Below are 12,381 nucleotides of genomic sequence, written 5' to 3' on the forward strand. Positions count from 1 at the left end.
ACACTTTGTCTTTCGCATCCAGTTTTGAGGGTAGCAATACCCGTATGCAATCCGTTTGGTGGCGATGGCGGAGGGGAACCACGCGTTCCCATCCCGAACACGACCGTTAAGCCCTCCAGCGCCGATGGTACTTGGACCGCAGGGTCCTGGGAGAGTAGGACGTCGCCAAGCACGAGAAGCCTGTCGCAATCATTGCGGCAGGTTTTTTGTTGTCTTGTAAAAGAGTTAGACAATCATATATTGAAAATGCTGTGCACAACTTATCTACAGCCGTGGATGAGGTGCATAGTATTTTTTTTGTGGCGTGTATAAGTCCGTGTTAGCGCGGTTGTTCACATGTGGGTAAGTTTGATCGGCGTTATATGAACATAATGTAAACATGAGTTATGCACATTCGTTCACTTTTTATGCACAGCCTGTTTATAAATAGGACTGATCTAGGCTAGTCGGGTATAATTAGTGCTTTTTCGCATCATGCTAGGTAGTAGCCTTGTGCATAATAGCTTGTGGATGAATAGTCAGAAAATTAAGATTCCATCTCTTGACCTTTCTTAAATTTTGCGTATAATAAAGTTAAAGTCAAAGAAAGTCAAAGTCAGTTGGAGCTGCATATGAATAAGCGTAAGCTTGTGCTCCATGCAGTACCAGGGAGGTTGGTGATATGCGAAACATTTCCGATCTCATTGAACAGTATTTAAAAAATATGCTGCAGGAAAGTACGGAAAGCTCGGTGGAAATACAGCGTAATGAGCTGGCTGAGAAATTTTCGTGCGTCCCTTCCCAGATTAATTACGTGATTAGTACGCGTTTTACGCTGGAGAAGGGTTACATGGTCGAATCGAAGCGTGGAGGCGGAGGTTATGTCCGGATTCAACGGGTAGAGCTGCCAGCTTTGCAGACGATTCAGTTTCATATTCGGCAGACGATTGGAGATTGCGTGGAGCAGAGCGTCGCGGAAGGGCTGATTTATCAGCTTGAAGAAGCGCTGATGGTCACGAAACGCGAGGCGCAGCTGCTGCGTGCAGCAATTGATCGGGAAACCATTGCCGTCAAGCTGCCGCTGCGTGATGAGCTAAGGGCCCGTTTGCTGAGAGCGATGCTTATATCGCTTCTGGTTAAGTAACTTTACCGTGCGTATCGCGCATGGAAAGGGGTGATACGTCTTGATTTGTCAGGAATGCGGCAAGAAGCCGGCAACGCTTCATTTTACGAAGATTGTCGGTGGAGAGAAGACGGAGTTTCACATTTGTGAAGCTTGTGCGCGTGAACGGGGAGAAGGTATTCCGGGAACGGCGAATGGCTTCTCTATCCACAGCTTGCTGTCGGGTCTGCTTGATTTTGATCCATCTGGAACATCGGGTTCAGCAGGGACGAAGCCTTGCCCAGTCATACGCTGTGACGAATGCGGATTTACTTATGCGCAGTTCAGCAAGATCGGACGCTTTGGCTGCAGCGCCTGCTACAAACATTTTTCAGATAAGTTAGATCCGCTGCTTAAAAGGGTACATGGTAGTACGGTGCATACGGGGAAAATTCCGAAACGCTCCGGAGGGCAATTGCAAAATAAACGAGAACTTGATCAGCTCAGACGCGAGTTGTATGATCGTATTGAGCAAGAAGAATTTGAAAGTGCGGCTCAAATCAGGGATCGTATTCGTGAGCTTGAGCGTAAAATAGCAGAGCTGTAAGTCGTGAAGTAAGGAGGATACCTCTTGGAGAGTCGTCGTTTTTCAGAGCAAGCGTTAAGCGATTGGATGAAAGGGGATGGTCCAGAGTCAGATATCGTGATCAGCAGCCGTATACGCATTGCCAGAAATTTGAACCATCATCCGTTTCCGTTGCTCGCTACGAAGGAGCAGTCGCTCGAGGTTATGGAGCAGCTGGCTGCTATAGGAGCATCTGGAAAGCTCGAGCCTATCGGCCAGTTTGATACCATCGTGTTAGCCGATCTTACGGAGCTGGAGAAGCGTGTACTGGTCGAAAAGCATTTGATTAGCCCTAATCTGGCTAATGAATCTCGAGGCGGAGCCTTCATCCTCAGCGATAATGAATCGGTGAGCATTATGATTAATGAAGAAGACCATCTGCGAATTCAATGCCTATATCCGGGTTTTCAAATTCAGGAAGCTTGGACGCTGGCGAATCGGATCGATGATATTTTTGAAGCGGAGACCGAATATGCTTTTGATGAGAAACGCGGTTATTTAACGACTTGCCCGACCAACGTTGGAACAGGCATCCGCGTATCCATTATGGTACATTTGCCGGCTCTCGTGCTATCATCGCAAATCAATCGAATTTTGCAGGCAGTCACGCAGGTCGGACTCGCGGTTCGCGGATTGTATGGCGAAGGTAGTGAAGCGCTTGGCAATGTGTTTCAAATCTCGAACCAAATTACACTCGGTCAATCTGAGTCTGAAATTATTGACAACTTGTACAGCGTAGCCAGACAAATTATTGAGCATGAGAAAGCAGCTCGAATACGGCTTCTTGCTGAGTCTAAGCTGCGCATTGAAGATAGAGTAAAGCGGTCTTATGGGATTTTATCCTATGCGGCTATTATGGATACGAAGGAAGCGGCACAGCGGCTTTCAGATGTAAGGTTGGGCGTTGATCTGGGATTGCTGGATAATATAACGCCTCAAGTCATGAATGAATTAATGATTATGACGCAGCCTGGCTTCTTGCAGCAAGTATTTAAGGAAACGATGAATGCGGAGCAGCGGGATTATCGCCGGGCAGAACTTATTCGCAAGCAGTTGCGAAGTCAAATGGAACATGGGGGTGCGTAACGATGATGTTCGGAAGATTCACGGAACGGGCACAGAAGGTGCTTGCATTGGCGCAGGAGGAAGCGGTTCGTCTTGGACATAACAATATTGGTACAGAGCATATTTTACTTGGACTGATTCGTGAAGGGGAAGGCATCGCCGCGAAAGCGCTGATTGGACTTGGCCTGGGCCTAGAGAAAATCCAGGATGAGGTTGAAGCTTTGATCGGAAGAGGGCAGGAGCAGCCTACTAACATTGCCTATACGCCACGTGCGAAAAAGGTTATTGAGCTCTCTATGGATGAAGCGAGAAAGCTCGGCCATACGTATGTGGGTACGGAGCATATTTTGCTCGGACTCATTCGTGAAGGCGAAGGTGTTGCAGCCCGCGTGCTGAACAATCTCGGCATCAGCCTGAATAAAGCACGCCAGCAAGTGCTGCAATTGCTTGGCAGCAGCGAAGCAATCTCCAGCAACCATGGCGCTCCTTCTAATGTGAGCACGCCAACGCTGGACGGACTTGCCCGCGATTTGACCTCCTTTGCTAAAGAAGGCAATCTCGATCCGGTTATTGGCCGCAGTAAGGAAATCGAGCGCGTTATTCAAGTGCTTAGCCGCCGGACGAAAAACAATCCGGTTCTCATCGGGGAACCCGGCGTTGGTAAAACGGCGATTGCCGAAGGACTGGCGCAAAAAATTATTGCAAACGAAATTCCGGAAACGCTGCGCGACAAACGCGTAATGACACTTGATATGGGCTCTGTCGTAGCTGGTACGAAGTATCGCGGCGAGTTTGAGGATCGTCTGAAAAAAATTATGGATGAAATCCGCCAAGCCGGCAATATCATCCTGTTCATCGATGAGCTTCATACGCTGATCGGTGCAGGCGGAGCTGAAGGCGCGATTGATGCTTCGAATATTTTGAAGCCGGCGCTAGCACGTGGCGAGCTGCAATGTATCGGTGCGACTACGCTGGATGAATACCGCAAATACATCGAGAAGGATGCTGCGCTGGAGCGCCGTTTCCAACCGATTACGGTAGATCAGCCTTCGCCAGAAGAAGCGGTACAAATTTTGTACGGCCTGCGCGATCGTTATGAAGCCCATCACCGGGTGAAAATTACCGATGAAGCAATTGTTCAAGCGGTTAAGCTGTCCGACCGCTACATTACGGATCGTTTCCTGCCGGATAAGGCGATCGACCTGATTGATGAAGCGGGCTCGAAAGTTCGCCTCAACTCGTATACGATTCCGCCAAACCTTAAGCAGCTGGAAAACCGTCTGGAGGATATCCGCAAGGAGAAAGACTCCGCTGTTCAAAGTCAGGAGTTTGAGAAAGCGGCTGCGCTTCGCGATACCGAGCAGAAGATGCGCGAAGAGCTGGATATTACGAAAAACCAATGGAAAGAAAAACAAGGACGTACGGATTCCGAAGTGACACCTGAGGATATTGCACAGGTAGTAGCGAGCTGGACCGGCATTCCGGTAAGCAAGCTGGCAGAGGAAGAAACCGAGCGTCTGCTGAAAATGGAATCGATTCTTCACGGTCGTGTCATCGGCCAGGAAGAAGCAGTCAAAGCGGTTTCGCGCGCTATGCGCCGTGCTCGTGCTGGCCTGAAGGATCCGAAGCGCCCGATGGGTTCATTCATTTTCCTCGGTCCAACGGGTGTAGGTAAAACTGAGCTTGCTCGTGCGCTTGCAGAAGCGATGTTCGGCGATGAAAATGCGATTATCCGCATCGATATGTCGGAATATATGGAGAAGCATTCGACTTCCCGTCTCGTTGGGGCGCCTCCGGGATATGTTGGTTATGAGGAAGGCGGTCAATTGACCGAGAAAGTACGCCGTAAGCCTTATTCGGTTGTATTGCTCGATGAGATTGAGAAAGCTCACCCAGAAGTATTCAACATTTTGCTGCAGGTGCTGGAAGATGGTCGTCTGACTGATTCTAAAGGCCGTGTAGTCGATTTCCGCAATACGCTGATCATTATGACGTCGAACGTGGGCGCGGATCAAATTAAACGGAATTCTTCGCTGGGCTTCACAGCTGTTCACGACGCTGGTCGTGACTTCATCCAAATGAAGGATAAAGTAATGGCTGAGCTTAAAAAGAGCTTCCGCCCTGAGTTCCTGAATCGGATTGACGAAACAATCGTTTTCCATTCGCTGGAGCAGGAGCATATCGCCGAAATCGTGACTTTGATGTCCGACGATCTGCGCAAACGCCTGCGTGAGCAAGATGTTGACTTCTTGCTGACCGACGCAGCGAAAGCATTTTTGGCGAAGGAAGGCTTTGATCCGCAATATGGTGCGCGTCCGCTGCGTCGTGCGATTCAGAAGCATATCGAGGACCGGTTGTCCGAGGAGCTGCTCATGGGCAGCATTCAAAAAGGTGACCGATTCACGATTGATGAGAAAGATGGCGCTTTGACGGTTACGAAAGCGGAGCCTCTTGATTTGGAGAAGGCATCCGAAGAGCCGGCAGCTAAATCATAAAAAAAGTGAGGATGCTGCACAACTGATCACAGCTTATCAGCACAACCGATGAGCTAGATTTATGCAGCTTGGCACAACAAAAGAAAGCTTCCAGAACCCGTGAACATGACGGATTCTGGAAGCTTTTTTATGTGCTCGGCAGATGGATTCTATTCTTTTTTTATTTGACAATGAGAATCATTATCGTGTATCTTATAAAGAGTAGGCGATATTTTAACGATAAACTCTTTCATATAAAAAGACAAAGAACGTAAATAGATGACGGAAGGCGGTAATAGGGTATGGGTTTGCATGCGGCCAGAATAACGGCTGAAGAGGCGTCATATTTATCAAATGAATATATTAAGCAGTTCGTTAGAGCAGCGCATATGGATTTTGACAAGGTAAAGCAAATGCTGAATGAAGAGCCGGAGCTGCTGCACGCTGCCTGTGACTGGGGCGATGGTGATTGGGAAAATGCGCTAGGCGCAGCCGCTCATGTCGGGCGCAGGGATATTGCGCTGTATTTGCTGGAGCGTGGAGCAAGACTTGATTTGTTTGCTGCGGCGATGTTAGGCAAGCTGGAAGTGGTTCATGCGATTTTAAGTGACGACCCCTCGGCGAAAGATGCCATTGGCTCGCATGGTATTCCGCTCATCGTTCATGCCAAGATGGGTGGCGAGGAGTCGCGCTGCGTTTATGCTTATTTGGAAAGCCTTCAGGCTTGATAGGAGGAGTAACATCATGATCGTGGTTACGAACACCATTAAAGTTAAAAAAGGGCACGGGGAAGCCGTAGCCGAGCGATTCCAGCATACGAAGGGAATTGAGCTTTCTCCCGGCTTTATCCGGATGGAAGTGCTGCTTATGGAAAACTTGGTGGACTATGATGAGCTGAGAGTGGGCACTACATGGGAAAATAAAGCGTCGTTTGAAGGCTGGGTCAACAGCGACTCCTTCCGTCAGGCCCATGCACATCGTCAAAAGAAGGCAGGCGAAGGCTGCCACAGCCAACAAAATGAAGTCATTATGCTCGGTTCTCAGCTTTCAACCCATCGCGTTATTGTGGCGCGGCAAGCGGCTATTCAAACTTAAAGGATAGCGTATATAGGTTGTCTTTTTCAGAAAGTTCCCTTCTTCCTCATAAGGATGACAGGGAACTTTCTTGCGTATAAGGAAGTAGGGGTTTATACAATCCACATTAAATGGTAAACTTTTAATGATAGTGTTTTTTAGTAAAAGGAGCCGGACATGGCAAAAATAAAAACGAAATTCGTATGCAATGAATGTGGAACAGAGTCGCCAAAGTGGATGGGCAAATGCCCAGGGTGCCAGTCATGGAATTCCATGATTGAAGAGAAGGAAACCGTTGTCAAGACGCAGGGAGTCGGTTTGCGTGTTGCGCAAACGAAAGAAAAGCCACAATCGATCATACATATAGAGAGCGGGAAGGAACCGCGCATTGAAACGAGCTTGAAGGAGCTCAACCGCGTACTTGGCGGAGGCGTTGTGCCGGGCTCCCTTTTGCTGGTAGGGGGCGACCCCGGTATCGGAAAATCCACGCTGCTGCTGCAAACCTCGCATGCACTGGCAACGAAGGGATTGAAGGTTCTCTATATTTCGGGTGAGGAATCGGTGCGGCAAACGAGGCTAAGAGCGGATCGGCTTGGTGCGCTGACGGAATCCTTGTATGTGCTTTGCGAAACGAACATGGATCATATTAACGAGGCGATTGAATCGGTGGACCCCGATTTTCTCGTTATTGACTCCATCCAGACGGTTTATGATCCGGGTGTGCAATCAGCGCCGGGCAGCGTATCCCAGGTTCGGGAATGCACAGCGCATTTCATGCGAGTAGCCAAAATCAAAGGGATTGCAACGGTGCTGGTCGGGCATGTGACGAAGGAAGGCGCCATTGCCGGGCCGCGGATGCTGGAGCATATGGTCGATTGCGTGCTGTATTTTGAAGGTGAGCGTCATCACACCTACAGGCTGCTGCGCGCGGTGAAAAACCGGTTCGGGTCAACGAATGAGATCGGAATTTTCGAAATGGGCGAGGAAGGCTTGCGTGAGGTGCTGAATCCTTCTGAGTTGTTTTTATCTGAGCGTCCGCTTGGCGTAGCAGGTTCTATTGTTGTTGCGAGCATGGAGGGAACCCGTCCTGTATTGGTGGAATTGCAGGCGCTGGTGGCGACGACGAATTTCCCATCACCGAGGCGCATGACGGCTGGGCTTGACCATCATCGCATGGCGTTGATCATTGCTGTGCTTGAGAAGCGAAACGGCATGTTTCTTCAGACGCAGGATGCTTATTTGAATGTAGCAGGCGGCATTAAGCTGGATGAGCCAGCCGTTGATTTAGCAGCAGCGGTATGTCTCGCTTCCAGCTTTCGGGATGCGCCAACGAGACCTTACGACGTTGTGTTCGGAGAAGTTGGTCTGACAGGCGAGGTGCGTGCTGTTTCGCGTGCTGAGCAGCGGGTAAAGGAAGCCGAGAAGCTGGGCTTCAAACGCGTTATTATGCCGGAGAGAAGCTTGAAGGGCTGGAAGCCGCCGGCATCTATTGAGATCATTGGTGTAAACACCGTAGCGGAAGCGCTCTCGGCAGCACTAGGATAGGGGGAAGATGATGAAGGAACAGAGCCAGCTAGAAACGATGAACCAGCTTTTGCAGCTAGTCGCGCCCGGTACCCCGTTCCGTGACGGCTTAGAGAACGTGCTGCGGGCGAAGACGGGGGCATTAATCGTTGTCGGATATAGTCCTGAGGTGATGGAAGTTGTAGATGGAGGTTTTTCCATCAATTGCGACTTCTCGCCCAACTATTTGTATGAGCTTGCGAAGATGGATGGTGCGATTATTTTGAGCGAGGATATGCGGCGGATTTTGTATGCGAACACGCAGCTTATTCCGAATAGCTCCATTCCGTCGATTGAGACGGGAATCCGCCACCGTACTGCGGAGCGGGTAGGCAAGCAGACGGGTAAGCTTGTCGTATCCATTTCGCAGCGCCGAAATATTATTACGCTGTATCAAGGCAATTTGCGGTATGCGCTCAAGGAAATGGGCAACATTTTGACCAAAGCGAATCAGGCGATTCAGACGCTGGAGAAATATAAGGCGGTGCTGGGCCAATCGTTTAAAAATTTGTCCGTACTTGAGTTCGAAGAGTTGGTCACTCTGCAGGAGGTTGCTCATGTCGTACAGCGTGTAGAAATGGTGCTGCGCGTCAAAATGGAAATTAAGCGTTATGTGACCGAGCTGGGAACGGAAGGACGCCTCATTGCCATGCAGCTGGAAGAACTGGTCGATGGTGTGGATGAGGATGCTTGGTACTTGCTGAAGGATTATGCGAAAGACAATTCAGATGAGAAAATTCGGGAAATCCGGGTGGCGATGAAAAAACTGAGCTCGGATGAGCTGCTCGATGCTTCGCCATTTATCCGCCTTCTAGGCTATCCGCATACCGCGTCTATGGCGGAAGAATCCATTTCACCGCGGGGCTATCGTCTGTTGAACAAAATCCCGCGCTTGCCGCTCATTATTATGAATAATCTGGTCGAGCGCTTCGCAAGACTGCCGCATATTATGATGGCGACAATCGGTGAACTGGATGATGTTGACGGAATTGGAGAAGTCCGGGCGAGGGCAATCAAGGAAGGTTTGAAACGGATCCAGGATCAAATGTTCATTGACAGGCAAATCTAAATCCCATACAATTGATGGAATGTGAACGGCCCGATCATCATACATTTGTGTTTGGTCTTAGGGCATAGTAGAGAAGAGGTGGAACAGATGATTATAAAGTCAATACCGAGCCTTTTCACGGTGGGGAATTTGTTTCTTGGCGTAATCGCCATTATTATGGTGTTTAATGAGAAACCTGAAATAGCAGCGATGATGGTTATTATCGCAATGCTGCTTGATGGCGTAGATGGCAGAGTGGCACGTGCGCTTAATGCACAGAGCGAATTTGGCAAGGAGCTCGATTCGTTATCCGATGTTATTTCCTTCGGAGTAGCTCCAGCGTTCATTATGTATGTAGTCGCTTTTCAGGATTTAAATACAGCAGTGGCTTGGATAATTACCGCGTTATTCCCGATTTGCGGGGCTTTGCGGCTGGCTAGATTTAATGTTGTAACGAAGACGCCAAGCGGTTATTTCATCGGGCTGCCGATTCCAGCAGCTGGTGGTGTTTTGGCAACGCTGGCTCTATTCAAAAATGATATTTCGGTTATTGTGCTGTTAATCAGCACGCTTGCTCTTTCCATTCTTATGGTGAGCACGGTTCGTTACCCGAATTTTAAGAAGTTTGGCATTCCGAAGAGCGCGATTTGGGTCGTGCCGATTATCGTCGTGTTTTCGCTCGTTATCGGTATTTGGTTCAATCAATATTTGTCGAAGCTGATTTTCATCCCTCTTCTGCTATACGCGCTGTGGGGCTTAAAAAAAAACGTTGATCGGCGCATAAAACCGCGCAGACGTAAAAACAAGCATGCGGAGTTAAGCGAGGAGCAGGTGCAATCGGAGACGATTGCCTAGCGTGCAGCTAGCGTAGAAGCATTTTTCATCAATACACAGGAAACAACAAACAAGCTGTAAACCATGTAAGCGTGGTTTACAGCTTGTTTTGTTGTTGAAATGGGCTGTGTCGCCAAAGGACGGCGACAGCCGTTTACGCTTGGCATCTTGCATCATTATGTGGAGGTAGCAATGGCTTTGCAGGCATTCGCTTTACGTTAAATTAAATAGGCCAAGCGTTGAGCATTTGTCATACTCATCAGCGATGACTTCATCCAACTGGATATCCAGCAGATTGCACATCGCGGTCATGTAGAACAGGTTGCGTCCGAGATCGGCCTTAAGCACATCGCGGCAGTGCTCGCATAGCTCGCCAGAAAGGTGGCTTTGCAATGTTTCTTTCGCGCTCTTCAGGTTCGGTTCATCGGAATAGTGCTGCTTGCGGGCCGCAAGCTCAATGCAGCCGCAGTCGGTCACGGCTTTCGTTACCGCACGATTGACGGACGTTCCAGCCTGCCCAAACTTTGACATTACATCCAGCAGGCTCCGATGCCTTAGCAGTAACTCGGATACTTGCTGTTGAAATTGATCCAATGTTGGTGCGCTCATCGGTTACACCTCTTTCATCAACTTTAGCAACTTCTGATCTTGTTTCCATTATAAGCTTACTTGGTCCGCATTTCAAAATGAAAAATCATTCACCTTTGACGGTTAGAGTGTTCCCAATTGGAACATAATTGTAATGGAGGTGGATGAATATGGTAAGACGTATCATTCAATTAATTGGAATAATGTTAGGTGCAATGGCAGGACGCGAGCTTCACAGCATGACCAGTTTATCGGGATTATGGGCTGAGCCATCTATTGGGATGCTTGAGCATTCCGGCACTTATTACATGAATGTCGGAATCGGCGCATTGTGCGGGGTCATTCTCGCGACCTTGGCAGCAAATCCGCTCATTCGTTTAATGCAGCGTGGGGCGGAGCAGACTTCGGCCATGCCGGTCAAGGATTTGCTTGCTGGTGCAGCGGGATTGTTCGTAGGGCTGCTGCTGTCGGTGCTGCTGTATCCGGCGGTGTCGGACATTGGAGGCATAGGTGTTATGCTGCCGGCCATTATGGCACTGTTCTTTGGCTATCTGGGCGTGCGAATTTCCTGGAACAAGCGGGATGAGCTGACAGAAAAGCTCATTGAGTTGTGGAACCAGCGCAAAGCGGCTCCCGCTATTGATGAGACGAGCGGCTTCGAGGAGCATAAGATTTTGGATACGAGCGTTATTATTGATGGGCGGATCGCCGACATTTGCAAAACCGGCTTTATCGAGGGAACGCTGGTCATTCCCGAATTTGTGCTGGAGGAGCTGCAGCATATTGCCGATTCTTCGGACTTGCTCAAGCGCAACCGCGGCCGCCGAGGGCTGGATATTTTGAACAAAATCCAGAAAGAGCTTGATGTGCGTGTGCTTATCTATGAAGGAGATTTTGAGGAAATCAGCGAGGTGGACAGCAAGCTGGTGAAGCTGGCTAAGGCACTGCATGGCAAAGTGGTGACGAATGATTTTAACCTGAACAAGGTGTGCGAGCTGCAAGGTGTGTCCGTCTTGAACATTAATGATTTGGCGAATGCCGTGAAGCCCGTAGTTTTGCCAGGTGAAGAAATTATTGTGCAGGTCATTAAAGACGGCAAGGAGCATGGACAAGGTGTCGCTTATCTCGATGATGGCACGATGATCGTTGTGGAGGGTGGACGCGAATACATCGGCACGACGATGGAAGTGCTTGTAACGAGCGTGCTGCAAACGTCTGCGGGACGGATGATTTTCGCCAAGCCGAAGCTGTTGGAAAAAGCACAGTAAAAAAGGTATGATAGAGGGGATACAATACCGGCACAGAGATTTGAGGGGAATACGACATGGGGGCAAAATGGGGAGTTGTCGTCGTCGCGGCCGGACGCGGTTCGCGAATGGGGACAAAAGAAAGCAAGCAGTACCTGGAAATGCAGGGCAAGCCGATTGTTGTACATACGCTTGAGCTGTTCGCTTCGCTCGATAACCTTGCAGAAATAATCGTCGTTGTCGGCGCTGATGATGTGGGGCGAGTAGAAGAGCTGGTCAGCCGCTATGGCATCGCCAAGGTGAAGGCGGTTGTCGCAGGAGGCAGCGAAAGGCAGCATTCAGTGTACAGCGGCATTCAGGCGCTTTCGCCTACTATAGAGTGGGTCATGGTGCATGATGGCGTGCGGCCGCTTGTGACGGCAGCTGCGGTCGGCACCTGCTGCTCCGTGGCGGAGCGTGTGGGTGCAGCCGTGCTGGCCGTGCCTGTGAAGGATACGATTAAACAGGTGGGCGATAACGGCTTGATCGTTTCGACGCCTGACCGCCGAAGCTTGTGGGCGATTCAAACGCCGCAGGCTTTTCGTCGTGAACTGCTTGTGCGTGCGCATGAGCAGGCCCAAGAAGAGGGGTTTTTGGGGACGGACGACGCGATGGTTGTCGAGCGAATGGGTGTACCGGTTGCCGTAGCGGAAGGCGATTATACAAATATAAAAATTACGACGCCTGAGGATTTGCCATGGGCGGAGTTTTTGCTCGCGAAGCGGGAGAGAGGGGAAGGCTGA

The 12,381-nt window shown here is 49.6% G+C and carries 12 protein-coding genes and 1 rRNA gene; 12 read left to right on the forward strand and 1 reads right to left on the reverse strand.

Going from position 1 to position 12,381, the window contains the following annotated elements; all coding sequences use genetic code 11:
* Positions 1-54 precede the first annotated feature (54 nt).
* The 10 genes from rrf (at position 55) to pssA (ending at position 9,785) form a co-directional block, all read left to right on the forward strand.
* Positions 55-171, forward strand: a 5S ribosomal RNA gene (rrf, locus tag ACSR9A_RS00005).
* 490 nt (positions 172-661) lie between these two features.
* A complete protein-coding gene (locus ACSR9A_RS00010) occupies positions 662-1,123 on the forward strand; it encodes a CtsR family transcriptional regulator (protein WP_341279810.1) in 462 nt (153 codons plus the stop codon).
* Between the two features lie 40 nt (positions 1,124-1,163).
* Positions 1,164-1,688 (forward strand): protein-arginine kinase activator protein McsA, encoded by a 525-nt coding sequence (mcsA, locus tag ACSR9A_RS00015; protein ID WP_046234191.1) that lies wholly within the window; start codon positions 1,164-1,166, stop codon positions 1,686-1,688.
* 24 nt (positions 1,689-1,712) lie between these two features.
* Complete coding sequence (mcsB, locus tag ACSR9A_RS00020) at positions 1,713-2,792, forward strand: protein-arginine kinase McsB (RefSeq protein WP_473755026.1); 1,080 nt, start codon at positions 1,713-1,715, stop codon at positions 2,790-2,792.
* A 2-nt stretch (positions 2,793-2,794) separates the two neighbouring features.
* Entirely contained in the window at positions 2,795-5,266 is a 2,472-nt protein-coding gene (gene clpC, locus ACSR9A_RS00025) for an ATP-dependent protease ATP-binding subunit ClpC (RefSeq protein ID WP_473755027.1), read from the forward strand.
* Positions 5,267-5,547: 281 nt separating this feature from the next.
* Positions 5,548-5,973, forward strand: a complete 426-nt coding sequence (locus tag ACSR9A_RS00030; RefSeq protein WP_341279807.1) for an ankyrin repeat domain-containing protein — start codon at positions 5,548-5,550, stop codon at positions 5,971-5,973.
* A 16-nt stretch (positions 5,974-5,989) separates the two neighbouring features.
* A complete protein-coding gene (locus tag ACSR9A_RS00035; RefSeq protein WP_473755028.1) occupies positions 5,990-6,340 on the forward strand; it encodes an antibiotic biosynthesis monooxygenase in 351 nt (116 codons plus the stop codon).
* Between the two features lie 156 nt (positions 6,341-6,496).
* Entirely contained in the window at positions 6,497-7,864 is a 1,368-nt protein-coding gene (gene radA, locus ACSR9A_RS00040) for a DNA repair protein RadA (RefSeq protein WP_341279805.1), read from the forward strand.
* Between the two features lie 10 nt (positions 7,865-7,874).
* Positions 7,875-8,951 (forward strand): DNA integrity scanning diadenylate cyclase DisA, encoded by a 1,077-nt coding sequence (gene disA / locus ACSR9A_RS00045; protein ID WP_473755050.1) that lies wholly within the window; start codon positions 7,875-7,877, stop codon positions 8,949-8,951.
* Between the two features lie 87 nt (positions 8,952-9,038).
* Positions 9,039-9,785 carry a CDP-diacylglycerol--serine O-phosphatidyltransferase gene (gene pssA / locus ACSR9A_RS00050; RefSeq protein ID WP_341279804.1) on the forward strand — a complete coding sequence of 249 codons (747 nt, stop codon included), beginning with the start codon at positions 9,039-9,041 and terminating at the stop codon, positions 9,783-9,785.
* A gap of 192 nt (positions 9,786-9,977) precedes the next feature.
* Here pssA and ACSR9A_RS00055 read toward each other — a convergent pair whose 3' ends face one another.
* Positions 9,978-10,373 carry a DUF1573 domain-containing protein gene (locus ACSR9A_RS00055; protein WP_338553311.1) on the reverse strand — a complete coding sequence of 132 codons (396 nt, stop codon included), beginning with the start codon at positions 10,371-10,373 and terminating at the stop codon, positions 9,978-9,980.
* A gap of 149 nt (positions 10,374-10,522) precedes the next feature.
* On the opposite strand from ACSR9A_RS00055, the gene ACSR9A_RS00060 reads away from it, so the two are divergent.
* On the forward strand, positions 10,523-11,620 hold the full coding sequence (locus ACSR9A_RS00060; RefSeq protein WP_341279802.1) for a PIN/TRAM domain-containing protein: 1,098 nt from the start codon (positions 10,523-10,525) through the stop codon (positions 11,618-11,620).
* Positions 11,621-11,676: 56 nt separating this feature from the next.
* Positions 11,677-12,381, forward strand: coding sequence for a 2-C-methyl-D-erythritol 4-phosphate cytidylyltransferase (gene ispD, locus ACSR9A_RS00065; RefSeq protein ID WP_473755029.1), 705 nt, complete (start codon positions 11,677-11,679; stop codon positions 12,379-12,381).

The sequence above is a fragment of the Paenibacillus sp. R-74696 genome (assembly GCF_055814915.1).